This window comes from Enterobacter sp. ECC-219 (assembly GCF_043966805.1).
Taxonomy (GTDB): Bacteria; Pseudomonadota; Gammaproteobacteria; order Enterobacterales; family Enterobacteriaceae; genus Enterobacter; species Enterobacter cloacae_N.
Genome location: NZ_CP143680.1, coordinates 1,803,745 through 1,826,115 on the forward strand (window position 1 = coordinate 1,803,745; position 22,371 = coordinate 1,826,115).

The 22,371-nt window shown below is 56.0% G+C and carries 21 protein-coding genes, 1 other RNA gene and 1 pseudogene; 12 read left to right on the top strand and 11 right to left on the bottom strand.

Going from position 1 to position 22,371, the window contains the following annotated elements; genetic code table 11:
- Window positions 1-19 precede the first annotated feature (19 nt).
- Complete coding sequence (amtB, locus tag V1603_RS08445) at window positions 20-1,306, top strand: ammonium transporter AmtB (RefSeq protein ID WP_014882787.1); 1,287 nt, start codon at window positions 20-22, stop codon at window positions 1,304-1,306.
- Window positions 1,307-1,592: 286 nt separating this feature from the next.
- Here the strand turns inward: amtB and tesB are convergent, their stop codons facing one another.
- Entirely contained in the window at window positions 1,593-2,453 is an 861-nt protein-coding gene (tesB, locus tag V1603_RS08450) for an acyl-CoA thioesterase II (protein WP_116341587.1), read from the bottom strand.
- 203 nt (window positions 2,454-2,656) lie between these two features.
- Between tesB and V1603_RS08455 the strand changes: the two genes are divergently transcribed.
- Window positions 2,657-3,184 carry a YbaY family lipoprotein gene (locus V1603_RS08455; RefSeq protein ID WP_028012173.1) on the top strand — a complete coding sequence of 176 codons (528 nt, stop codon included), beginning with the start codon at window positions 2,657-2,659 and terminating at the stop codon, window positions 3,182-3,184.
- A 33-nt stretch (window positions 3,185-3,217) separates the two neighbouring features.
- Here the strand turns inward: V1603_RS08455 and V1603_RS08460 are convergent.
- Window positions 3,218-3,614, bottom strand: a pseudogene (locus V1603_RS08460) (MGMT family protein).
- A gap of 84 nt (window positions 3,615-3,698) precedes the next feature.
- Here V1603_RS08460 and ffs point away from each other — a divergent pair.
- The 3 genes from ffs to V1603_RS08475 all read left to right on the top strand — a co-directional run bounded on the left by ffs (window position 3,699) and on the right by V1603_RS08475 (window position 4,519).
- Window positions 3,699-3,795, top strand: an RNA gene (gene ffs, locus V1603_RS08465) — signal recognition particle sRNA small type.
- Between the two features lie 260 nt (window positions 3,796-4,055).
- On the top strand, window positions 4,056-4,307 hold the full coding sequence (locus V1603_RS08470; RefSeq protein WP_006176926.1) for a hypothetical protein: 252 nt from the start codon (window positions 4,056-4,058) through the stop codon (window positions 4,305-4,307).
- The gene (locus V1603_RS08475; RefSeq protein ID WP_023310588.1) at window positions 4,304-4,519 is read left to right on the top strand and encodes a hypothetical protein; all 216 of its coding nucleotides are present in this window, start codon (window positions 4,304-4,306) and stop codon (window positions 4,517-4,519) included. The genes V1603_RS08470 and V1603_RS08475 overlap by 4 nt, the downstream gene beginning before the upstream one ends.
- An 81-nt stretch (window positions 4,520-4,600) precedes the next feature.
- On the opposite strand, the gene V1603_RS08480 is transcribed toward V1603_RS08475, so the two are convergent.
- Window positions 4,601-6,022, bottom strand: coding sequence for a PLP-dependent aminotransferase family protein (locus V1603_RS08480; protein ID WP_395313762.1), 1,422 nt, complete (start codon window positions 6,020-6,022; stop codon window positions 4,601-4,603).
- Between the two features lie 88 nt (window positions 6,023-6,110).
- Here V1603_RS08480 and V1603_RS08485 point away from each other — a divergent pair, with 88 nt between their 5' ends.
- The 3 genes from V1603_RS08485 to V1603_RS08495 all read left to right on the top strand — a co-directional run bounded on the left by V1603_RS08485 (window position 6,111) and on the right by V1603_RS08495 (window position 11,061).
- A complete protein-coding gene (locus V1603_RS08485) occupies window positions 6,111-6,722 on the top strand; it encodes a hypothetical protein (RefSeq protein WP_163330434.1) in 612 nt (203 codons plus the stop codon).
- Window positions 6,723-6,798: 76 nt separating this feature from the next.
- Window positions 6,799-7,869, top strand: coding sequence for a LacI family DNA-binding transcriptional regulator (locus V1603_RS08490; RefSeq protein ID WP_116341582.1), 1,071 nt, complete (start codon window positions 6,799-6,801; stop codon window positions 7,867-7,869).
- A gap of 102 nt (window positions 7,870-7,971) precedes the next feature.
- Window positions 7,972-11,061: a beta-galactosidase gene (locus V1603_RS08495; protein WP_395313763.1), complete on the top strand. Its 3,090-nt coding sequence runs from the start codon at window positions 7,972-7,974 to the stop codon at window positions 11,059-11,061.
- A gap of 39 nt (window positions 11,062-11,100) precedes the next feature.
- Here the strand turns inward: V1603_RS08495 and V1603_RS08500 are convergent, their stop codons facing one another.
- The gene (locus tag V1603_RS08500; protein WP_395313764.1) at window positions 11,101-11,901 is read right to left on the bottom strand and encodes a nickel/cobalt efflux protein RcnA; all 801 of its coding nucleotides are present in this window, start codon (window positions 11,899-11,901) and stop codon (window positions 11,101-11,103) included.
- Between the two features lie 133 nt (window positions 11,902-12,034).
- Between V1603_RS08500 and V1603_RS08505 the strand changes: the two genes are divergently transcribed.
- A complete protein-coding gene (locus V1603_RS08505; RefSeq protein ID WP_116341576.1) occupies window positions 12,035-12,307 on the top strand; it encodes a metal-sensing transcriptional repressor in 273 nt (90 codons plus the stop codon).
- Here V1603_RS08505 and V1603_RS08510 read toward each other — a convergent pair.
- A complete protein-coding gene (locus tag V1603_RS08510; protein ID WP_116341574.1) occupies window positions 12,300-13,865 on the bottom strand; it encodes an EAL domain-containing protein in 1,566 nt (521 codons plus the stop codon). The two genes, V1603_RS08505 and V1603_RS08510, sit on opposite strands and share 8 nt — an antisense overlap.
- A 220-nt stretch (window positions 13,866-14,085) precedes the next feature.
- On the opposite strand from V1603_RS08510, the gene V1603_RS08515 reads away from it, so the two are divergent.
- The gene (locus V1603_RS08515; protein WP_006176933.1) at window positions 14,086-14,346 is read left to right on the top strand and encodes a type B 50S ribosomal protein L31; all 261 of its coding nucleotides are present in this window, start codon (window positions 14,086-14,088) and stop codon (window positions 14,344-14,346) included.
- Window positions 14,347-14,348: 2 nt separating this feature from the next.
- A complete protein-coding gene (gene ykgO / locus V1603_RS08520) occupies window positions 14,349-14,489 on the top strand; it encodes a type B 50S ribosomal protein L36 (RefSeq protein WP_003859006.1) in 141 nt (46 codons plus the stop codon).
- On the opposite strand, the gene V1603_RS08525 is transcribed toward ykgO, so the two are convergent.
- A complete protein-coding gene (locus V1603_RS08525) occupies window positions 14,486-15,196 on the bottom strand; it encodes a GNAT family N-acetyltransferase (protein ID WP_166710286.1) in 711 nt (236 codons plus the stop codon). The genes ykgO and V1603_RS08525 overlap by 4 nt on opposite strands.
- A gap of 101 nt (window positions 15,197-15,297) precedes the next feature.
- Between V1603_RS08525 and V1603_RS08530 the strand changes: the two genes are divergently transcribed.
- A complete protein-coding gene (locus V1603_RS08530) occupies window positions 15,298-16,758 on the top strand; it encodes a PLP-dependent aminotransferase family protein (RefSeq protein WP_395313765.1) in 1,461 nt (486 codons plus the stop codon).
- On the opposite strand, the gene V1603_RS08535 is transcribed toward V1603_RS08530, so the two are convergent.
- From V1603_RS08535 to acrB, 5 genes are all read right to left on the bottom strand, one after another.
- Window positions 16,730-17,197 (bottom strand): YlaC family protein, encoded by a 468-nt coding sequence (locus V1603_RS08535; protein WP_116341568.1) that lies wholly within the window; start codon window positions 17,195-17,197, stop codon window positions 16,730-16,732. The two genes, V1603_RS08530 and V1603_RS08535, sit on opposite strands and share 29 nt — an antisense overlap.
- A gap of 118 nt (window positions 17,198-17,315) precedes the next feature.
- Complete coding sequence (maa, locus tag V1603_RS08540) at window positions 17,316-17,867, bottom strand: maltose O-acetyltransferase (protein WP_163330441.1); 552 nt, start codon at window positions 17,865-17,867, stop codon at window positions 17,316-17,318.
- Window positions 17,868-18,076: 209 nt separating this feature from the next.
- Entirely contained in the window at window positions 18,077-18,295 is a 219-nt protein-coding gene (locus tag V1603_RS08545; protein WP_008499287.1) for an HHA domain-containing protein, read from the bottom strand.
- 27 nt (window positions 18,296-18,322) lie between these two features.
- Window positions 18,323-18,697: an Hha toxicity modulator TomB gene (tomB, locus tag V1603_RS08550; RefSeq protein WP_008499288.1), complete on the bottom strand. Its 375-nt coding sequence runs from the start codon at window positions 18,695-18,697 to the stop codon at window positions 18,323-18,325.
- Window positions 18,698-19,207: 510 nt separating this feature from the next.
- Window positions 19,208-22,354 carry a multidrug efflux RND transporter permease subunit AcrB gene (acrB, locus tag V1603_RS08555; protein WP_061099017.1) on the bottom strand — a complete coding sequence of 1,049 codons (3,147 nt, stop codon included), beginning with the start codon at window positions 22,352-22,354 and terminating at the stop codon, window positions 19,208-19,210.
- Window positions 22,355-22,371 lie beyond the last annotated feature (17 nt).

The following is a 22,371-nucleotide window of genomic DNA, read 5'->3' on the forward strand; positions in this document are numbered from 1 at the left end:
AGTGATAGGGATCGAGAAAATGAAGATAGCAACACTTAAAACGGGTCTGGGTTCGCTGGCACTGCTGCCGGGCCTGGCGCTGGCTGCCCCTGCCGTGGCTGACAAGGCCGATAACGCCTTTATGATGATCAGCACCGCGCTGGTACTGTTCATGTCTATCCCGGGCATTGCGCTGTTCTACGGCGGCCTGATCCGCGGCAAAAACGTTCTCTCCATGCTGACGCAGGTTGCCGTGACGTTCGCGCTGGTCTGCGTGCTGTGGGTGGTTTACGGCTACTCGCTGGCCTTCGGCACCGGCAACGCCTTCTTTGGTAACTTCGACTGGGTGATGCTGAAAAATATTGAGTTGACCGCGCTGATGGGCAGTTTCTATCAGTATATTCACGTTGCGTTCCAGGGCTCGTTCGCCTGCATTACCGTCGGGCTGATCGTTGGCGCGCTGGCGGAGCGCATTCGTTTCTCTGCCGTCCTGATCTTTGTGGTGGTCTGGCTGACCCTCTCCTATGTGCCGATTGCGCACATGGTCTGGGGCGGTGGTCTGCTGGCAACGCACGGCGCGCTGGACTTCGCGGGCGGTACCGTTGTTCACATCAACGCCGCAGTAGCGGGGCTGGTGGGGGCGTACCTGATTGGCAAACGCGTGGGCTTCGGTAAAGAAGCGTTCAAACCGCACAACCTGCCGATGGTGTTTACCGGTACGGCTATCCTTTACTTTGGCTGGTTTGGTTTCAACGCCGGTTCCGCCAGTGCAGCAAACGAAATCGCCGCGCTGGCCTTCGTGAACACCGTTGTGGCCACGGCGGGTGCGATCCTCTCCTGGGTATTCGGCGAGTGGGCGGTACGCGGTAAACCTTCCCTGCTGGGTGCCTGTTCAGGTGCGATTGCCGGTCTGGTTGGTATCACCCCTGCGTGTGGTTATGTTGGCGTAGGCGGTGCGCTGCTGGTGGGTCTGGTCGCGGGTCTTGCGGGTCTGTGGGGCGTTACCGCACTGAAACGTGTGCTGCGCGTTGACGACCCATGCGATGTATTTGGCGTGCACGGCGTGTGCGGCATCGTCGGCTGTATCATGACCGGTATCTTTGCCGCGAAATCGCTCGGTGGCGTGGGCTACGCTGAAGGCGTGACGATGGTTCATCAGGTGCTGGTGCAGCTGGAAAGTATTGCTATCACCGTGGTGTGGTCTGCCGTTGTCGCTTTCATCGGCTATAAGCTGGCGGATATGACGGTTGGTCTGCGCGTACCGGAAGAGCAGGAGCGCGAAGGTCTGGACGTCAACAGCCACGGCGAGAATGCGTATAACGCCTGATAAACAGCAAAACGGTAACCTTTGGTTACCGTTTTTAGTGTGTATTCCCTCTCCCTGTGGGAGAGGGGCAGGGTGAGGGCATCAGGCCGCACAAGGTAAAAGCAAAACGGTAACCTTTGGTTACCGTTTTTAGTGTGTATTCCCTCTCCCTGTGGGAGAGGGGCAGGGTGAGGGCATCAGGCCGCACAAGGTAAAAGCAAAACGGTAACCTTTGGTTACCGTTTTTAATGTGTATTCCCTCTCCCTGTGGGAGAGGGGCAGGGTGAGGGCATCAGGCCGCACAACATCAACCGCGATTACGCATTACCCCTTCCTGCACCGTAGAAGCGACCAGCACGCCGTCCTGAGTATAAAACTCTCCACGCACAAACCCGCGAGCGCTCGACGCTGAGGTACTCTCCACGCTGTAAAGCAGCCACTCGTTCATATTGAACGGACGGTGGAACCACATGGAGTGATCGATGGTCGCGACCTGCATCCCTTTTTCAAGGAAGCCAACGCCGTGCGGCTGTAGCGCAACCGGCAGGAAGTTGAAGTCTGACGCGTAGCCCAGCAGATACTGATGCACGCGGAAATCTTCCGGCACGGTGCCGTTGGCGCGGATCCAGACCTGGCGTTTCGGCTCGGCGGTATGGCCTTTCATTGGGTTATGGAACTCAACCGGGCGGATCTCCAGCGGCTTATCGCAGAGAAACTTCTCTTTGACCTGTGGCGGAAGCAGATGCGCCAGCGCGCGGGCGATATCGGTCTCTGACTTAAGTTCGTCAGGCGACGGTGCTGGCGGCATCACTTTCTGATGCTCATACCCCGGCTCCGGTGCCTGGAAAGAGGCGGTCATATAAAAGATCGGCTTACCGTTCTGAACGGCCGCTACGCGGCGAGCGCTGAAGCTGTTGCCATCTCGCAGAACTTCAACGTCATACACGATCGGTTTAGCGCTGTCGCCAGGGCGTAAGAAATAGCTGTGGAATGAGTGTACCAGACGGTCTGCCGGGACAGTCTCCTTTGCAGCGTACAATGCTTGTCCGACGACTTGCCCGCCGAACACCTGACGTAAGCCCAGGTCTTCGCTCTGTCCGCGAAAGAGTCCTTCCTCAATTTTTTCCAGATTCAGTAATGTCAGCAGATTGTTCAGTGCCTGACTCATAGTTGTCCTCAGTAAACGCCGCAGCGAAAGATAGGCAGAGTATAACGCAGAAATGAAAGTGGTCCGATGGGTAGAATAATCTGAATGTCGGTACGTTTTTAGGCATTAATCGGTGATCTGTGCCACACTTAAATACGTTATGTGATTGAAACGACATCGGATGGGATCGATCCCGCTGGTGCATTGATGATAAGGAGACTTCAATGAAACTCGTGCCCATGCTAAGTGGTGTAGCTATTGCGGTGGCGTTGTCCGCCTGTGCCGGTAAGAGCGCCCAGGTGCCGGTGCCAGCTGCAGATCCGAACGGGATTAATACCCTTTCACAGCAATCCATTCAGCAGCCTAACGTTTCCGGTACTATCTGGATTAAACAGAGAGTTGCGCTGCCGCCGGATGCGGTATTAACGGTAACGCTGTCTGATGCTTCCCTGGCCGACGCACCGTCGAAAGTTCTGGCCCAGCGTGCGGTCCGTACTGAAGGTAAGCAGGCTCCGTTTAGCTTCGTGTTGCCGTATAACCCGTCAGACGTGCAGCCGAATGCCCGTATCCTGCTGAGCGCAGCGGTAACCATCAACGGCAAGCTTGTCTTTATCACCGATACGGTTCAGGAAGCGATTAATCACGGTGGAACCAAAATTGACCTGAATCTGGTACCGGTGCAGCAAACCGAAGTCCCGGTTGCTCCACAGACCAATCAGCCGTCCCTGCCAACCCCACCGACTCAGATGTAATTGTTGCTATTACCCTCTCCTTCGGGGGAGGGTTTAGTACACCCAGCGGTACTTCTGTAGATCAATCTGTCCTGCTCCTGACACCTGCACACCCTCTGAAAGTAATGCCTGACGCTGACGCTGGAGATCCGGCCCGGTTAACGAGATGGCGCCATGACGGTTCACCACCCTGTGCCAGGGTAGCGTACTCCCTTCCGGCAACCGCTTCAGAACGCCTCCAACCTGTCGCGCCGCGCGGGGAGAACCGGCCAGCCGTGCGACATCACCGTAAGTGGTGACGTAGCCTTCCGGAATCGAGGCCACGATTTGCCATACGCGCTGTGGAAAGGAGTCGTGTTCGTCCATACCTTCACCTGTAGGGTTATCTGGACCGTCATGGTAAACGAAGATCGTCGTGTTTACTGCGTCTGTTTGCGCAAGAAACCAGCATCCGGTTTGTGGTCGCTTGCAATTGAGGCTTTGCGCAGGGATAATGCGCCAGCGCGTTGGTTATCAACGCTCTCAATGGGGGCTCTGTTGGTTCTCCCGCAACGCTACTCTGTTCACCAGGTCAGGTCCGGAAGGAAGCAGCCAGGGCAGACGACGTGGGTGCCGGGATGTAGCTGGCAGGGCCCCCACCCATTTCTGGCCTCATCCGATCTTTCCTGTTTCCGTCTCTTTTTAGCCTTTATTCCACAAAAATATAATGCCTATACCATGTAATATATATTTCATCGCTTTGAAATATTATTGTCATAAACCTGTAATAATAGACTGGCATTTTATAATTGGACGTCTATTTTTCGTCAAAACTCAAAAAAATATAGAACTGGATAACAGTGATAACTTCGTGTATTAAATAAAGTACTTATTCCGAAGGGAAGTGACAAACATGGCTACTGCAGTTTTAAATGTTAAAATTGACGAAGCGCTAAAAGAAAGACTCCGCCACTATGCGGAAGTAAATAACGAGAATTTAAGCGTGACCACAGAGAAACTGCTGCTGCTGGCGTTTGAAGCAGTAGAAGAGGCGGGAGTATCGGAAGAGGATATTGATAATCAGCATACGGAAGAAGAGAGTGTTTCTCCTTTTACTCCTAAAGAAATCAAGGCTCTACGTAAACTTCTGAAGAAGAGAAAATGAAACAACAACTGTCAACTGCCAGTGACTACAACGAGGCCTGCGATCTGTTGCGTTCAGGCTACGTGAAGCATGTACGTCTTGGCTGGAATGTTGGAAGCGATGAGTTCTTTCGTATTGCGTCTGACTGGTGTGATACCGGTGCAAAAATAAAGAAAGACGGTGATAACTTCGTTATTTCATTGAAAGGCTTCCCGATTCCTCCTCAACACTAAATCACTGACCAGTGAAAACTGCTGACTGCATATATTACAGTCAGCAGTTTTTATTTTATGATCCAGTTCAAAATTTGAATATTAAACCAGGCTGCGTTTGACCGCTGGCGTATTTGAATTTAGCGCGATCCATAATGGTTTAATCCGCAGTAACGCCGCTTCCAGCTCCGCTGGCTCCAGCGAAAAGGGCATACGTAAAAAGCGATCAAACGCCCCCGATAAGCCAAACCGCGTCCCGGTTCCCAGGTTAATCCCGATGATTTCTGCCCGTGCGGCAAGCTGTGTCCCCATCATGCCTGGAAGCTCAATCCAGTAAGAGAGCCCGCCTTCCGCCTCATGGAACTTCCACTCCGGGAAATGTTCTCGCAGCAGGTAACTGCAGCGATCGCGGCGTTCCGCCAGCATCTTGCGGCGAGCGGGAAGAAAACGTTCGCTGTTGTCGATAAGCCACAGCGTCGCCAGCTGCTCCAGCAGCGGCGAGCCTAGATCCAGCGTATCGCGTGTCTGGGTAAGGGTGGCGATGGTGCGCGAGGAGGCGCGGATCCAGCCAAGACGCAGACCGCCCCAGAAGCTTTTTCCGGTAGAGCCTAACGTAATTACGTTGGCCTGCGGGTTAAACGATGCCAGCGGTGGTGGCGGAGGCGAATCAAACCAGAGATCGACCATTGTTTCATCCACGACCAGCGCCGTGCGGGTTTGGGCAGCAATATCGGCGATAGCCTGACGGGTGGCGATATCCATACATCGCCCGGTTGGGTTGTGAAAATCTGGCATCAGATAGGCCAGGCGCGGCGCCATCTGGGCAAGCGTTGCGGCAAAGCCATCCGTATCCCAGCCGGTTTCCGGCAGCGACACCCCGACAGGCCGACACTGCGCCCCCTGAATGGCGGCAATCGCCAGCGGATAGGTGGGATGATCGACCACGACGCGGTCCCCCGGCCCGGTCATCATCCGCAGCACCAGCGCAAACCCGCTGACGGCACCGTTGACCACCATCACCTCGTCTGCGCGGGTAGGCAGACCCCGCGCGGTATAGCGTGCCGCAATCGCCTCACGCAGGGCAGGAAGCCCAAGCTGATCGTAGCCCGTCAGCGAGAGGTGCTGGGTAATGGCCGTGAGCGCATGGGTGTAAGCCTGGTGGATCTCCGGCCCGGCATTGAGGGCGGCAGTGGAGAGATCCAGGGCGGCGCTCGCCGCTGAAAGGGTGGGAACGGCGCGCGAATTCGGGAGTATGACGCGCGACCCGCTGCCGTGGCGGCTTTCAAGGTATCCCTCTTCACGCAGGTGGGTGAGGGCGCTGCTGACGGTGGTTCTGCTCACGTTCAGCGCCGCGGCCAGTTCCCGTTCGCCCGGCAGCCGCGTATGCAGCGCCAGCCGGCCATCAAGGATTAACAGGCGCAGCGCGTCAGCCAGCTGGCGCCAGAGCGGAGTGCGGGATGAGGTTTGCTGCCAGTGCCCTATAAGGCGCACCAAAGACTGGCTTCCGAAGCGGCGTGATGACATATGCAGTCCACTATTTAAAAACTGGACATTAATCTTAGTGCCATTTTGGGTCAGGATGAAAGTCGGGTTCACTGGAGAAGATAAAAAAATGGTACGTCGTCTGCTACAACTTTATGTCGGTTTAGGGCTGTATGGGCTTTCAACCGCGATGTTTATTCGCGCCGATCTGGGGGTCGATCCGTGGGATGTGTTTCATCTTGGCGTGGGAATTCAGCTGGGTATGAGCATCGGGACGGTGATCATTTTGACCGGTGCTGCGGTGCTGCTGCTGTGGATCCCACTGCGTCAGATGCCCGGTCTTGGCACGATCAGCAACGTAATTTGTATTGGTATGGCGGCGGACGCCAGTATGGCGCTGCTCCCCGAACTGAGTTCGTTACCCGTGCGCATCGCTTTCCTCGTGTCGGGCATCGTGATGAACGCGATTGCCACCAGCATGTACATCGGCGCCGGTTTTGGGCCTGGCCCGCGCGACGGCCTGATGACCGGCATTCATGCCCGGCTGGGGTGGTCCATTCGCAGCGTGCGTACCTCCATCGAAGTGTCCGTCCTGCTGATTGGGTGCGTGCTGGGGGGCTCGTTTGGGGTGGGGACCGTAGTGTACGCTCTGACCATTGGCCCGCTTATTCAGCTCTGCTTGCCCTGGTTCCGCCAGAAGCCGCGCGGTGAGAAAATACCGCAGCCGGAGCGGGTTGTTTGATTTGCGAAGCGCTCACATGCTTTAACGGCATTGCTGTGCCAGAATAGACGCTTCGAAAATAGCGATGCCGGAACGCATGAAAGCAATCACACTCTATGATGTTGCCCTCCTTGCGGGGGTTTCTTATCAGACCGTTTCCCGCGTGATTAACGACGCGGAGCACGTCTCTGCCCGCACGCGTGAAAAGGTGCAGCAGGCGATGGCGGAGCTGCATTACGTCCCCAACCTGCGGGCGCAGCAGCTGGCGGGTAAACGCACCCGTACGCTGGGCCTCATCACCACCGATCTGGCGCTGCATGCGCCCTCGCAAATTGTGTCGGCGGTAAAATCCCGGGCTGCAGAGCAGGGGGCGAGCGTCCTGATTTCCATGGTGGAGCAGCCTCATCAGTGCCAGGCCGCGCTTCAGGCGCTGCTGGCGCAGCGGGTAGACGCGCTGCTGGTAAATGTGCCGCTTGACGATCCGCTCGCCGAAGAGCTCATGGCGCTGGCGACGCCTGTACCGGTGCTGTTCCTCGACGTGTCGCCGTCAGCACAGGTAAATAGCCTCGTGTTTAACGCCGGGGAAGGGGCGCGCCTGGGCGTTGAACATCTGCTTTCGCTGGGGCATCGGCATATTGCCCTGCTGAGCGGGCCGGAAAGCTCGGTTTCCGCGCGCGCGCGTCTGGCGGGGTGGAAAGCAACGCTGGCACAGGCGGGTCTTGACGCGGTTGCGGTAGCTTACGGTGACTGGAGCGCGGCCAGCGGCTATGAGAAGGGACACGTGCTGCTCTCGGGGGCGGTATTACCGGATGCCATTCTGGTGGCGAACGATCAGATGGCGCTTGGGGTGATGCGCGCCTGTGCGGAAAAAGGGATCGCTGTTCCCGGTCAGATATCGGTGGTCGGGTTTGACGATACGGCCGACAGCGCCTGGTTTTCCCCACCGCTGACGACCATTCGTCAGGCGTTTCGCGAGGCGGGCGAGCGCAGCGTGGAGTGGCTGCTGGACCCCTCCGGGGACGAGGAATGCTGGCAGGTTCAGTTGCCGGTGACGCTGGTGACCCGCCACTCCTGCGCGCGCCGCACCCCGAAGCAGGCCGAACGAGAGGATCTGGCGCAGCAGCTCAGAAGCCTGGCACTCCTTGCTGAGCAGCTTGCCCGCAAATAAAACTTTGTGATCGGACTCGCTACCCCGCGATTCAACGCTTTACCGTCGCCGGGCGCCAGGGCATGTTAACCAAAATTGTGAGCGCTTCGCAAAGAGGTTAATATGCCCAACACTTTATCGCTGACTCTCAGCGCCATTCTGGCCCGACGGGACTGGGAAAACCCGGGCGTCACCCAGTGGAACCGTCTGGAGGCACATGCGCCGTTACATAGCTGGCGTCTTGAACAGCCTGCCCGGGATGATGCTGCATCCGCCAGCAGGCGCTCCCTCAATGGGGTGTGGCGATTTAACTACTTTACTGCACCCGAGCAAATCCCGGAGACATGGATAACCGAAGATTGCGCAGACGCCGTTGCGATGCCCGTGCCGTCGAACTGGCAGATGCAGGGGTTTGATACGCCAATCTACACCAACGTCACCTATCCCATCCCCGTTAATCCCCCTTTTGTGCCTCAAGAAAACCCAACCGGTTGTTACTCGCTCACATTCAATGTGGATGACGCGTGGCTTCAGAGCGGGCAGACCCGCATCATCTTTGACGGCGTGAACTCGGCGTTTCATCTGTGGTGCAACGGGCGGTGGATGGGCTATTCCCAGGACAGTAGGCTGCCTGCCGAATTCGATCTCTCAGCGGTCCTGCGGCCAGGTGAGAACCGCCTGGCGGTCATGGTGTTACGCTGGTGCGACGGCAGCTATCTGGAAGATCAGGACATGTGGCGCATGAGCGGCATCTTCCGCGATGTGACCTTGCTGCATAAACCCGAAACGCAGATTGCCGATTATCACGTGGTGACGGATCTGAATGCAGAGCTGGACCGCGCGGTGCTGAAGGCTGAAGTCGCGCTGGCAGGGACTGGCTTTGCAGACTGCGAGGTGGTCTTTACCCTGTGGCGCAGGGGGGAAAAATGCGCCAGCGTTTCCCGGCGTCCGGGGTCTGACATTGTGGACGAGCGCGGCAGCTGGGCCGAGCGCTTAACGGTGGCGATCCCCGTCGACCACCCCGCGCTCTGGAGCGCTGAAACGCCGGAACTGTATCGTCTGACGATAGCGCTCCTCAACCCGCGGGGTGAGGTACTGGAGGTTGAGGCCTGCGATGTGGGCTTCCGCCGCGTTGACATCAGCAACGGCCTGCTGAAGCTTAACGGTAAACCGCTGCTGATCCGCGGGGTTAACCGGCACGAGCATCACCCGGAAAACGGCCAGGTGATGGACGAAGCGACCATGCGCCTCGATATCGAAATCATGAAGCAGCACAACTTCAATGCCGTGCGCTGCTCCCACTATCCGAACCATCCCCTGTGGTACCGGCTTTGCGATCGCTACGGGCTGTACGTCGTTGACGAAGCCAATATCGAAACGCACGGCATGGTGCCGATGAGCCGCCTGGCTGACGATCCGCGCTGGCTGCCCGCCATGAGCGAGCGCGTTACCCGCATGGTGCAGCGCGATCGTAATCACCCCTCAATTATCATCTGGTCCCTGGGCAACGAGTCCGGCCACGGCGCGAATCACGATGCGCTGTACCGCTGGCTGAAAGCCACCGATCCAACGCGGCCTGTGCAGTACGAAGGCGGTGGGGCCAATACGGCGGCGACCGACATTGTCTGCCCGATGTACGCTCGGGTCGACTGGGATCAGCCCTTCCCGGCGGTGCCTAAATGGTCAATCAAGAAATGGATCGGCATGCCGGACGAGACGCGTCCGCTGATCCTCTGTGAATACGCTCACGCGATGGGAAATAGCTTCGGCGGGTTTGCGAAATACTGGGAAGCGTTTCGCAGCCATCCTCGCCTGCAGGGCGGGTTTGTCTGGGACTGGGTCGATCAGGCCCTGACGAAGCAAGACGAAGAGGGCAACGCGTTCTGGGCGTACGGCGGAGACTTTGGCGATCAGCCGAACGATCGGCAGTTTTGTCTTAACGGGCTGGTATTCCCCGATCGCACGCCGCACCCGGCGCTGTACGAGGCCCAGCGCGCCCAGCAGTTCTTTACCTTTACGCTGGTCAGCACCTCTCCGCTGGCGATCGAGGTGCAAAGCGGCTATCTGTTCCGTCACAGCGATAACGAAGTGCTGAGGTGGACGGTTGCCCGGGACGGGGACGTGCTCGCTGCGGGCGAGGTGACGCTGGCGATGGCGCCGGAAGGTATCCAGCGTCTGGAGTTCGACCTGCCGGAGCTGAAGGACGGGCCGGGTGAAATCTGGCTGAACGTTGAGGTTCGCCAGCCGCGGGCAACGCCGTGGTCACCGGCAGGCCATCGCTGCGCGTGGGAGCAGTGGCCGCTTCCGGCTCCACTCTTTATTGCTCCGCCAGCTCCGGCGGGCGAGCCGCCGGTGTTAACGCAAAGCGATCGCATCCTGGAGATCGCCCATCGTCAACAGCGCTGGCAGTTCGATCGCGCCTCCGGATACCTGACTCAATGGTGGCGAAATGGCGTTGAAACGCTGCTTTCCCCCGTGTCGGATAACGTCTGCCGCGCGCCGCTGGACAACGACATTGGCGTGAGCGAAGCGACGCGCATCGATCCGAACGCGTGGGTGGAACGCTGGAAAGCGGCGGGCATGTACGATCTCACATCGCGCGTTCTGCACTGTGAGGCAGAGCAGCACGCAGGCGAAGTGGTGGTCAGAACTCAGCATGTCCTGGAGCATCGCGGCAAGGCGCTGTTCCTGAGCCGTAAAATCTGGCGGGTGGACGAGCAGGGGGTTCTGCATGGCGATATTCAGGTCGATATGGCGTCTGATATACCTGAACCTGCGCGCATTGGCCTGAGCGTTCATCTCGCTGAAGTGCCGGAAAAGGTTGACTGGCTGGGGCTGGGGCCGCATGAAAACTACCCGGACAGAAAGCTGGCGGCGCAGCAGGGGCGCTGGGTATTGCCCCTGGAGGCCATGCACACGCCGTATATCTTCCCGACGGAAAACGGTTTGCGCTGCGATACCCGGAAGCTTCTGCTGGGACCGCACCAGCTGAACGGCCGGTTCCATTTCTCGGTGAGCCGCTACGGCCAGCAGCAGCTTCGTGAGACAACCCATCATCATCTGCTGCGGGAAGAGCCAGGGTGCTGGCTCAATCTCGATGCGTTCCATATGGGCGTGGGCGGCGATGACTCCTGGAGCCCCAGCGTCTCGCCGGAATTCATACTGCAGACGCGCCAGCTTCGTTATACCTTTAGCTGGCAGCAGAACCCTTAACTGACCATTCAGATGCGGCCACATGGCGTGGCCGCAGGCTTACGCCAGAATGCCGCTCAGGCCATGCAGGCTCATGTAAATCCCTACCACGATAATCAGCGCCGCGGAGATCCACGGCGCTTTGCGGGAAAGTTCGCTAAATCCGGGCCAGCGTTTTGTCGCGTGCTTAAGACTTAAGGCGGCAATCGCGCCGGAAGCGACCAGCGTTAACGCCAGACCGATACTGAAGCTGAATACCAGCGTCGCGCCGAGCGCAAAATGCTTCAACTGCAGGCAGATTAGCAGAACGGTGATGGATGCCGGGCAGGGGATAAGCCCGCCGGTCAGGCCAAACATCGCGATCTGTCCCGTCGTCACGTTTTGCCCGTTAAAACGTCGATTAATATCCTGCGCGTGCGCGCGCTGGTGGGCATCCTGCCACTCCTCTTCAACCAGCGGGTGTGCGTGGTGATGGTGATGATCATGATGGTGGTCATGATCGTGATGATGATCGTGCGGCTGGCTCTCTTTCCAGGTTCGCCACGCCATCCACAGGGCGATCGCAACGATCAACACCCCGGAGATCAGCTGGAACCAGGGTTCGGACGTATGTGCGTCCCAGCCGCGGCCAAACCATAATCCCGCCATGGCAATGATCCAGACCACCGCCGTATGGGAAAGCGTTGCCGCCAGACCGAGCAGCACCGCCTGCTTCAGCGTGCCGCGGATAGCCACGATAAAGGCAGCCATCATTGTTTTTGAGTGGCCCGGCTCCAGGCCATGCAGCGCACCGAGCAGGATAGCGCTGGGAACAAACAGCCAGGCATTACCCTGCTGCAGGAGTGAAGCAAAATCGTTCATTGAAATTTCCGGTGTGGAAAGCGTACGCAAATAGTACTCCCCCCCAGTAGAGTAATACTACCCCCCAGTAGAAAAATACTCAGGGGGAGTAGAGCGTGATATGCTTTAAAAGCCAAAACAGAGGGAGACAGAGATGTCACATACCGTTCGCGACAAGAAGATGTTATTGACTCGCCTGAAGAAAATTCAGGGGCAGAGCACCGCGCTGGAAAAAATGCTCAACAGCGATCACGAATGTGCCGACGTGCTACAGCAGCTGGCGGCGATCCGTGGAGCGGTCAATGGCATGATGATGCAGGTGATTGAAGGGCATCTTACCGATCATGTCGTGAAAGAGCCTGAAGAGGCGCAGCGTGAAGCCGATCTTGGCGTTGTGCTGCAGGTGATCAAATCCTATCTTAAGTAGAGCGCGTGGCGAGGTTGTTTTCTGCCCAAAGAATAAATTCCGTCTTTGGCAGCGCCTTACTGTAGAACCATCCCTGCCCGTACTGCACGCCGTGGCGGTGCAACCAGGTGAGCTGCCCTTCGGTCTCCACGCCTTCCGCCACCATCGCCAGCTGCAGCGATTTCGCCATTTCGATAATGTGCGGCGTTACGTTTTTGTACTCCAGCGCATCCACGAACGATTTATCAATTTTTAGCGTGTCGACATCAAGATCCTGCAGATAGCTGAGGCTGGAATAGCCCGTGCCGAAATCATCAATGTAGACAGGGTGGCCCGAACGGCGAAACGCGGCGATAGCCGGCGCGCTGATTTTAGGGTCAGCAAAGCCACGCTCGGTTAACTCAAGGGCGATTTGTCTGGGGTGAATCTGCCACTTATTCAGTAGCTGGCTCAGTAAAGGCGGCAGGTTACTGGAGGTCAAATCGGCCGGGGCGAGGTTGATGGAGATATGCTGATCGGGGTGGAGCTGCAGCCAGTGGCCCATATCTTCAAACACTTTTTCCACGACTAACTGCGTCAGCTGCGAGATGAGGCCGGTTTGTTCAGCAAGCGGCACAAAAATATCAGGCGAGAGACTGCTTCCGTCTGGCTGGGGCCATCGCGCCAGTGCCTCTGCGCCGACAATTTTGCCGCTACACAGCGCCACAATGGGCTGATAGTGAACTACAAAATCGCGGCTGTTAATGGCGTCAAGCAGGCGATTGCGTGGCGACTGGATGCGTCGCAGGATCCGCAGGACAAACAGTGCCGCAAGCACGCTTATCAGCATGCCAAACGGCAGCCAGAAAAGCAGTTGCCGGTGCCAGGTTTCAGCCAGGGGCTTGAGCGTAGCCCATGCAACGACGGTAAACCCCAACTCAGGGACTGGTTTCATCACATACATCGAACCATTGTACTGAATGCTGGAGATACCCCGATCGTTAACCCGATCGCGGATATGCGGATCAAGCGTGTTACTGCTGGCGAAAATAAGATGCGTTGCGCTTCCCACCAGGGCGGCATCAATGGCAATCGCCCCGAAGGGGATCACATCCACAAGCGAGGCAGGATCGATCAGAACAAGGTAATGACCTTTGCCCAGGACGGCCATGTAGCGGTGAAAACCAAGATCGTTTTGTGCGGTGAGCCACGCGCTGTAACCATCTTCGGTTATCCGCATGGGAGGAGGGTAAGGGACCGCTTTGCTGGCCTGTTCAAGCGAAGAGCAGATTGGGCGGAGATTGTCGATGTAGATCACCTCCTGGATATAGCGCCATGAGAACGCGACCCGACGTATCTCCCTCAAGTGCAGCGGGCTACAGGGGACCCCTTTAAATTCCTGCAGATGATTTAACGCTTCTTTAGCTTGATCCACGACCCTGTCGGTGCGCATCAGCACGCGAGAAGCATAGCTATCCAGCGCATCGACAAATTTCTCTTCCGCCTGGCGATGGGCCAGCCAGATGCTTAGGCAAATGGGAACCAGCACGGAAAAGATAAGTACGCCAGTCACCAGACTGACCAGATGTCGGGTTTTCATGCTGTCGTTTCCTTTCTCATATGTCCGAATTCGGGCACTGAGTTCCCTGCCTGCAGAGAGAGATTTTACCGCGAAATGAAATAGTTATAGCACGTGGGGGCAGGGTTTTCATGTTATCTAAAGCAAATCAGAAAATATCGTCGGGAGAGAGGGGGGTTGTTTTTTCAACATGGCCTGGATATTATTTTGTTATGTTATAACAAAACACATGAGATTTACGATGAAACCAAACATCCATCCAGCGTATCGCACCGTGGTATTCCACGACACCAGTGCCAATGAATACTTTAAAGTTGGTTCAACCATTAAAACCGACCGCGAAATTGAACTCGACGGTGAAACGTATCCGTACATCACCATCGAGGTTTCTTCAAAATCGCATCCGTTTTATACCGGCAAGCAAAAAACGTTCTCCACGGACGGCAGCGCGGCGCGCTTCCGCAAGCGTTTTGGCGGCTTTCTTAATGCGAAGCGGGGCTAACCATGCAGGTGCTTAACTCATTGCGCAGCGCAAAACAGCGTCACCCGGATTGCCAGATAGTCAAACGCAAGGGACGCTTATACGTGATTTGCAAATCCAATCCGCGCTTTAAGGCGGTGCAGGGACGTAAAAAAAGACGCTAAACGCGCGTTTCTCGCCAGCTTTCCAGGGATCTCTTCTGTTTGCCATCGGCAGTAAAATTGTCGGTGGCAAGCCAGCCTTCAAAGGCGCTCGCCAGCGCCGGCCACTCTTTGTCGAGAATCGAAAACCAGTCGGTATCCCGGTTACGGCCTTTTATGACCAGCGCCTGGCGAAAGCGCCCTTCAAACTGAAAGCCCAGACGCAGTGCCGCTTTGCGCGAAGGCTCGTTCAGGCTGTTGCACTTCCATTCATATCGCCGATAGCCAAGGGTATCGAACACGTACCGCATTAGCAGATATTGCGCTTCTGTTGACATGGGCGTACGGCTTAATAGCACGGAGAAGTGAACGTGTCCTACTTCCACAACGCCGTTTTTGGGATCGATCCGCATCAGGGCCAGCGTCCCGACCGGGGCCTGAGTCTGATTATCAATAACCGTAAAGTGCATCGGGTCCGATAACTCACACACGCTTGCCACCCATTCGGCAAACTCCGCGGCCGTGGCATCGGGTTCACGCAGCAGCCACGTCCAGCTGCGGGTGTCTCCGGCCAGAGCATAGGCGGAGAACAACGCTTCGGCATGCTCCACGCGCAGCGGTTCAAGCCGACAATAACGCCCCTGCAGTACCACCCGGGACGGATGAGGGCGGGGCTGCCAGTCGGTAAGAGCTTCGCCCACAGGTTGTCCAAACTCATTGAATGTCTTCATTTTTATTTCCGTGACGTTGAGAAGAGTTCAAGATTAAAAAATTACTGGTTCCTTAAAAAGAACCACTCGACTATGTTTTAGTGGTACCACAAGGAGATGAAATGAACATACCGGGCGATGAACTTTATACTTTGCTTCACGCTGCGCTGAAAACGCGTGGGGAAGAGACGCTCCAGCGCGCGCTCTATCTCGCTTTGCGGGAGGCCATACTGGGCGGAAGACTTCGCTCCGGGAGCCAGCTGTCCGGCTCGCGAACGTTGGCGCAGCAGCTCTGCGTTTCCCGGAACACCGTCAATGCGGCGCTGGACCAGCTCACGCTTGAAGGCTATTTGCTGCGTAACCGTCAGGGGACGCGGGTGGCGCAATTCCCCCATCGTGCCAGCCGGCGGGGGCTGCCGGATCCTGACGTCCGGCTTGCAAAACGTGTCGCTCAGCTGCCTGAGCCTGTACCGCGCGACACCCCGGTAATGGCGTTTACGCCGGGAACGCCCGCCATCAACTATTTCCCCTTGCCGCTGTGGCGACGATTATACGATCGCGTCCTGCGGGAGGAGGGGAGCGCTCTGCTGGGCTATGGCGACCCGGCCGGGGAGCCGTCGCTGCGGGCAGCCATTGCCCGCCACCTTGCCCTCTCTCGCGGCATTGACTGCGACGCCAGCCAGATTGTGATAACCGAAGGGGCGCTTGAGGGCGTTAATTTGTGCACGATGCTGTTAAGCGAGCCGGGGGATGTCGCCTGGGTGGAAAACCCTGGCTATAGCGGGGCTAAAAGCGCCTTTGTTAAAACGGGCCTGGCGATGACCGGTATACCGGTGGATGACGAGGGGATGCGCTGGGAAGGGCTGCATGCGCCTTCACCCACGCTGATTTTTACCTCGCCATCGCACCAGTTTCCTTACGGGAGCGTGCTCAGCGCGCGGCGGCGGCTTGCGCTGCTGGAGCTGGCCCGCCAGCACAAGGCGTGGATCATTGAGGACGACTACGACAGCGAGTTCCGTTATGTCGGTGAGCCGGTACCGGCGATGCTGGGAATGGTCAACAACGCGCCCGTTGTGTATCTGGGAACCTTCAGCAAAACGCTGTTTCCGTCTCTCAGAATGGGGTTTATGGTGTTGCCGCCAGCGCTGGCGAAAGCGGCGCGTCCGGCCATCGGCTCGCTGCTGCGCGGCGGGCATCGCGCAGAACAGCGCACCCTGGCGCTGTTTATTGAGGAGGGGCACTATGCCCGTCATCTGGCCGCCATGCGTCGCCTTTATCGTAAGCGTTACCGCCAGCTGCGGGAGGTGCTCGGCGCAGAGCTTCATACTCCGCACCGTATTCTGGCCGGCGAAGGCGGGATGCACCTGACGCTGTCGATAGACGGTATTGATGACCAGAGGCTGGTAGAGAAGGCGAGGCCGTTTCAGCTGGCACCCGCGGCACTGAGCGGGTACTACCTGGAGAGGAAGCAGGGGCAAACCGGCCTGGTTTTAGGTTACGGCAACACCTCTGCTTCGCAGTTTGCACCGGGGATCCGACGCCTGCAGGCGTTAATTACGCAGCAGCAGGTCGGGAAAGGGTAAAGACATCATAAAACGAGAGCTGGCCTTTGGTGGCGACCATTTTCTGCAGCTTCTCTTTTTGCACGGTGTCGACAGCCGGAGAGTGCATGATGTTCTCGATTAGCTCCCTGGGCACGAAACGCGTGTTGTACCATTCGCCGTTATAGCAGACCCGGAAATCGAGGACGTCAATATCTTCGTAACGGTAGCGGGGATTCACGTCGAAAAAGAAAAAGGCGTTAAAGACGACAAACAGCACCACCAGCAGCCAGACGGAGTCCACCAGCGTTTCGGACTTCAGCATTACAATCAGCGTCGCCAGCCAGGCGGCATACATGGCAACAAACAGCCCGGGATGTTTGCGGATAAAGCTAATGCTAAAGCGCGGGCGATTGTCGCGCTTTTCGCGGTGGTTAAGATCGTCGATGGTGGCGGTAAGCAGGCGCTGTATCTCGGTCATTTTTGGCCTTTATGAGAGTTGACAATACAGGGTGTCTGCCAATTTTAGGGGAGCCATCAGGCTGAAAAAAGTAACAGTCTGGTGCTAAAAGACCATAACAGTTGGCTCCCCCGGAGCGTTACAGCGTTTTGATGATTTTCGCCGGGTTGCCGCCCACGACGACGTTAGCCGGGACGTCTTTCGTCACGACGGCACCGGAAGCCACCACCACATTATCGCCAATGGTGACGCCAGGGTTAATGACCGCACGTCCACCAATCCAGACATTATTGCCAATAGTGACAGGCTTACCGAACTCCACGCCGCTGTTACGTTCTTCTGCATCCAGCGGATGGGTTGCCGTATAAATATGTACGCCTGGCGCGAGCATGCAGTTATCGCCAATACGAACAGGGCAGACATCAAGCATCACGCAATCGAAGTTAGCGTAAAAGTCTTTGCCGAGATAAATGTTATATCCATAGTCACAGCGGAAGCTCGGCTCAATATACGCCCCTTCGCTTTGTCCCAGCAGTTCCGCCAGAATGTTCTGGCGTTCTGTTTTTTCGTCAGGCGCGGTGTGGTTATAGCGGTGAATCAGATGGCGCGCCCGCAGCCGGTCGGCTCGTAGCGTCTCATCACCGGGGCGGTAATGTTCACCTGAAATCATCTTCTGTTTTTCTATGCTCATCGGAAACCTCTCTGGATGTTATTCCTGAAGGGTAATCGCAACTGGCAATCAGGGGAACGTTCCCGGAAAGCCGATGTGACCAGAGTCACAACATTGTTGCTGATGAGCGCGTTTAACACGGAGACCTGGCTTTCGCGCAGGGAGCATAACGGGACAGGTGAATACAGCTTATAACGTGGCGTAGAACCTCTACAGACACACTTCAAAGATTAACGAACAAATTTCCACACAGAAGTGGGGATTTTGTCATACAGCTTATTCATCGTCAGCTCTGCAAGGCGATGGTCAGCGGCTGAATAAAATACCGCCAGTTCATTATCAGAAAGCTCGTATTTATTCTTTTCAATGACGCGTTCAAGGGTGTCAATTGACTGGCAACGTCGTAAGCGCATCAAATAATCGATCTTTGTGAGTGGTTTATCAGACATAAATTCACCTTAGTAATTGTAATAATTTTAACAGGAAAGACTAACCGGGTTAGCTCTGCTCACGTTGACGAAACAGCGGAATAGCCGGTTTCCCGATTTACGCCATTTTTGCAAATCCTGGGCGTTAATGCCGTAGCTGCTGAACAACATAAAGGTGTCGTCCAGGTATTCATCAATTTGCTCAATGAGCTTATTATCTTCATTGTACTTAATTTTATAATTAAGTGCGAAGGTAGCAATATGCTCTATCAGCTCATTCAACTGTAAATTGATGGCAGACGTTGGGTCGTTTACCCAGCCATGGTTGCTTTCATCAAGATTGGCAAGGCAGTCATGGTACAAGGATTCGCAGAGAAATTTCAACTGCGCGATATCATGCCTTTTTGGCGAGTACTCGTCCATAGCGCATCCCCTTCTGAGTGATTTCTTACTCACCGAACATCATTGTCGGGATGGATACAACTGACTTAGCTACATGAGTGCTGTGTTCCTGATAACCTAACTATAAGCCACTCCTTCCTGGATTTCACCGAGCTATTACGAAAAATTACAAATAAAACCGCAGGCTGCGAGCGCCTACGCAAATGTTCATCCGGAACCAGACGTTTTTATCCTGATTAACGATTGTTTTTTTCGCTTCCTTACGTTTCATCGGCTTAGCGTACGGTCAGAAGAAAAGTTCAGAACTGGCGTTTTGTTTGTCTGAACTTTTAATTAGGAATATTCCTAACAACTTAAGCGGGGAAATAGATTTAGAAAAATTCTGAATTCACCGATTAAGTTATCAGTTAATTATGATATGCCTGATTAAGATGGCAGAAAATAAATAGGACCTCAATAAGCTTATTTTATGATTTTTTCTGAAAATGAAAAAGGCCGCAAATGCGGCCTTTTTATTATATGAAACCGGTATCAGTGAGGTTCTACCGAATGACTATGCTCAACATCTTCATTCTTACGGCTGAAGCGGCGGCGAACCACCACGAAGAACACCGGGACGAAGAAGATAGCCAGTACGGTCGCGGTGATCATACCGCCCATTACACCTGTACCTACCGCGTTCTGCGCACCGGAGCCAGCACCGGAGCTGATAACCAGCGGCATTACGCCGAGGATGAACGCCAGAGAGGTCATCAGGATTGGACGCAGACGCATACGCACCGCTTCAAGCGTCGCCTCGATAAGCCCTTTGCCTTCTTTCTCCATCAGATCTTTGGCGAATTCAACGATAAGTATCGCGTTCTTCGCCGACAAGCCAATGGTTGTCAGCAGGCCTACCTGGAAGTACACGTCGTTGGTCAATCCACGGAACGTTGCGGCAAGCAGCGCACCGATAACCCCGAGTGGAACCACCAGCATAACGGAGAACGGAATTGACCAGCTCTCGTACAGTGCCGCCAGACACAGGAAGACCACAATCAGTGAAATGGCGTACAGGGCAGGGGCCTGGTTACCGGACAGACGTTCCTGATAGGACATACCGGTCCAGTCATAGCCGATACCCGCAGGCAGTTTGCTTGCCAGCTCTTCCATCAGGTTCATGGCTTCACCGGTGCTTCGGCCCGGCGCGGCCTGACCCAGGATTTCCATCGACGGCAGACCGTTGTAACGTTCCAGACGCGGTGAACCGTATTCCCAGCGCGACGTCGAGAAGGCTGAGAACGGCACCATCTGGCCATTGCTGCCGCGAACGTACCAGTTATTAATATCGTTCGGCAGCATACGGTACTGCGCCTCTGACATCACGTACACTTTCTTCACGCGACCGCGGTCGATGAAGTCGTTGACGTAGCTACCGCCCCAGGCCGCACCCAGCGTGGTATTGATGTCGCTGATGGACACGCCCAGCGCCTGCGCTTTCTCCTGATCGATATCGATCTTGTACTGCGGCGTATCTTCCAGGCCGTTTGGACGTACGCCAACCAGCAGGTCAGGGTGTTTAGCCACTTCGCCGAATAGCTGGTTACGCGCCTGCGTCAGTTTCTCATGACCCAGACCGCCCTGGTCGATCAGCTGGAAGTCGAAACCGGTTGCCGTACCCAGTTCAACAATCGCTGGCAGGTTAAAGGCGAAGACCATCGCATCTTTAATCTGCGAGAAGGTGCCCATGGCACGGCCCGTGATCGCTTCAACTTTATTCTCATCGCCCGGACGATCCGCCCAGTCTTTCAGAGAAACGAAGGCGATACCGGTGTTCTGACCACGACCCGCAAAGCCAAAGCCGTTAACCGCAAACACGGATTCAACGTTCGCTTTCTCTTTGGTGAGGTAGTAGTCCGTCACTTCATCCAGCACTTTCTGGGTACGCTCTTGCGACGCCCCTGCCGGAAGCTGCGCCATCGTCAGGAACACGCCCTGGTCTTCATCTGGCAGGAACGAGCTTGGCAGACGAACGAACAGGAAAGCCATCCCCACAACGATGATAATATAGAGCAGCAGATAACGACCGGTGCTGCGCAGGATATTGCCCACGCTGTCGGTGTAGTGGTGCGTGCTCTTATCAAACATGCGGTTAAACCAGCCGAAGAACCCTTTATGCTCGCCGTGACCGCCTTTCTGAACTGGCTTCAGCATGGTGGCACACAGCGCTGGCGTCAGGATCAACGCCACCAGTACCGACAGCGCCATCGCGGAAACGATAGTAATGGAGAACTGGCGGTAAATCGCACCCGTAGAGCCCCCGAAGAAGGCCATCGGGATAAATACCGCGGACAGCACCATCGCGATACCCACCAGCGCGCCCTGGATCTGGCCCATGGATTTACGGGTGGCTTCCTTCGGCGGCAAACCTTCTTCCGCCATCACGCGCTCGACGTTCTCTACTACCACGATGGCGTCATCCACCAGCAGGCCGATGGCGAGCACCATCCCGAACATCGTCAGGGTGTTTATCGAGAACCCAAAGGCTGCAAGGATGGCAAAGGTCCCCAGCAGAACGACCGGCACGGCGATGGTTGGGATCAGCGTCGCGCGGAAGTTTTGCAGGAACAGATACATCACCAGGAACACCAGGATGATCGCTTCTACCAGCGTTTTAACCACTTCGTGAATCGAAATTTTAACGAAAGGCGTAGTGTCATACGGATAAACGATTTTCAGACCTGACGGGAAGAACGGTTCCATCTTCTTCAGTTCCGCACGGATCGCCGTCGCGGTGTCCAGGGCGTTCGCGCCCGTCGCCAGTTTGATACCCAGGCCAGAGGCCGGTTTACCGTTAAACTTCGCGATGATGTCGTAGTTCTCACCACCCAGCTCAACCTTGGCCACGTCGCGCAGACGAACCTGCGAACCGTCCTGGTTCACCTTCAGCAGAATTTTGCTGAACTCATCGGCGGAGGTCAGACGGGTTTGCGCGATAATGGACGCGTTAAGCTGCTGACCTTTCACCGGCGGCGTACCGCCTAACTGACCGGCTGCCACCTGGGCGTTCTGCGCTTTAATCGCGTTAATCACGTCAACCGGCGTCAGCTGGAAGTTGTTCAGTTTGTTCGGATCCATCCAGATACGCATCGCGTACTGGGAACCGAACAGCTGAACGTCACCCACACCGGACGTACGGCTGATGGCGTCCTTCATGTTGGCGCCCACGTAGTCGGAAATATCCTCCTGCGTCATGGTGCCGTTGGTGTTGATAACGCCGACAACCATCAGGAAGCTGCTGGACGATTTCTCGACGCTCACACCCTGCTGTTGCACTTCCTGCGGCAGAAGAGGCATCGCCAGCTGCAGTTTGTTCTGCACCTGAACCTGCGCAATGTCCGCATCCGTACCGGATTCAAAGGTCAGGGTAATCTGAACCGTACCGGTGGAGTCACTGTTTGAGGACATGTACATCAGGTTATCGATACCGTTCATGTTCTGTTCGATAACCTGAGTTACGGTATCCTGCACCGTTTTCGCATCAGCCCCCGGGTAGGTTGCGGAGATCGTCACCGCCGGTGGCGCAATCGTTGGATATTGCGCGACAGGCAGCTTCAGGATCGCAAGTCCCCCGGCCAGCATGATGATAATGGCGATCACCCACGCAAATATGGGGCGATCGATAAAGAAATTAGGCATGTCTTAACGGCTCCTGT

Bases quoted from the DNA above. Each gene is read 5' to 3' on its own strand.
- V1603_RS08510 (WP_116341574.1), bottom strand. From the start codon at position 13,865: ATGAAAACCCGACATCTGGTCAGTCTGGTGACTGGCGTACTTATCTTT.
- V1603_RS08495 (WP_395313763.1), top strand. From the start codon at position 7,972: ATGCCCAACACTTTATCGCTGACTCTCAGCGCCATTCTGGCCCGACGG.
- V1603_RS08455 (WP_028012173.1), top strand. From the start codon at position 2,657: ATGAAACTCGTGCCCATGCTAAGTGGTGTAGCTATTGCGGTGGCGTTG.
- V1603_RS08515 (WP_006176933.1), top strand. From the start codon at position 14,086: ATGAAACCAAACATCCATCCAGCGTATCGCACCGTGGTATTCCACGAC.
- tomB (WP_008499288.1), bottom strand. From the start codon at position 18,697: ATGGACGAGTACTCGCCAAAAAGGCATGATATCGCGCAGTTGAAATTT.
- V1603_RS08505 (WP_116341576.1), top strand. From the start codon at position 12,035: ATGTCACATACCGTTCGCGACAAGAAGATGTTATTGACTCGCCTGAAG.
- V1603_RS08490 (WP_116341582.1), top strand. From the start codon at position 6,799: ATGAAAGCAATCACACTCTATGATGTTGCCCTCCTTGCGGGGGTTTCT.
- V1603_RS08485 (WP_163330434.1), top strand. From the start codon at position 6,111: ATGGTACGTCGTCTGCTACAACTTTATGTCGGTTTAGGGCTGTATGGG.
- V1603_RS08530 (WP_395313765.1), top strand. From the start codon at position 15,298: ATGAACATACCGGGCGATGAACTTTATACTTTGCTTCACGCTGCGCTG.
- V1603_RS08470 (WP_006176926.1), top strand. From the start codon at position 4,056: ATGGCTACTGCAGTTTTAAATGTTAAAATTGACGAAGCGCTAAAAGAA.
- V1603_RS08500 (WP_395313764.1), bottom strand. From the start codon at position 11,901: ATGAACGATTTTGCTTCACTCCTGCAGCAGGGTAATGCCTGGCTGTTT.
- V1603_RS08545 (WP_008499287.1), bottom strand. From the start codon at position 18,295: ATGTCTGATAAACCACTCACAAAGATCGATTATTTGATGCGCTTACGA.
- maa (WP_163330441.1), bottom strand. From the start codon at position 17,867: ATGAGCATAGAAAAACAGAAGATGATTTCAGGTGAACATTACCGCCCC.
- V1603_RS08475 (WP_023310588.1), top strand. From the start codon at position 4,304: ATGAAACAACAACTGTCAACTGCCAGTGACTACAACGAGGCCTGCGAT.
- V1603_RS08535 (WP_116341568.1), bottom strand. From the start codon at position 17,197: ATGACCGAGATACAGCGCCTGCTTACCGCCACCATCGACGATCTTAAC.
- acrB (WP_061099017.1), bottom strand. From the start codon at position 22,354: ATGCCTAATTTCTTTATCGATCGCCCCATATTTGCGTGGGTGATCGCC.
- tesB (WP_116341587.1), bottom strand. From the start codon at position 2,453: ATGAGTCAGGCACTGAACAATCTGCTGACATTACTGAATCTGGAAAAA.
- V1603_RS08525 (WP_166710286.1), bottom strand. From the start codon at position 15,196: ATGAAGACATTCAATGAGTTTGGACAACCTGTGGGCGAAGCTCTTACC.
- V1603_RS08480 (WP_395313762.1), bottom strand. From the start codon at position 6,022: ATGTCATCACGCCGCTTCGGAAGCCAGTCTTTGGTGCGCCTTATAGGG.
- ykgO (WP_003859006.1), top strand. From the start codon at position 14,349: ATGCAGGTGCTTAACTCATTGCGCAGCGCAAAACAGCGTCACCCGGAT.
- amtB (WP_014882787.1), top strand. From the start codon at position 20: ATGAAGATAGCAACACTTAAAACGGGTCTGGGTTCGCTGGCACTGCTG.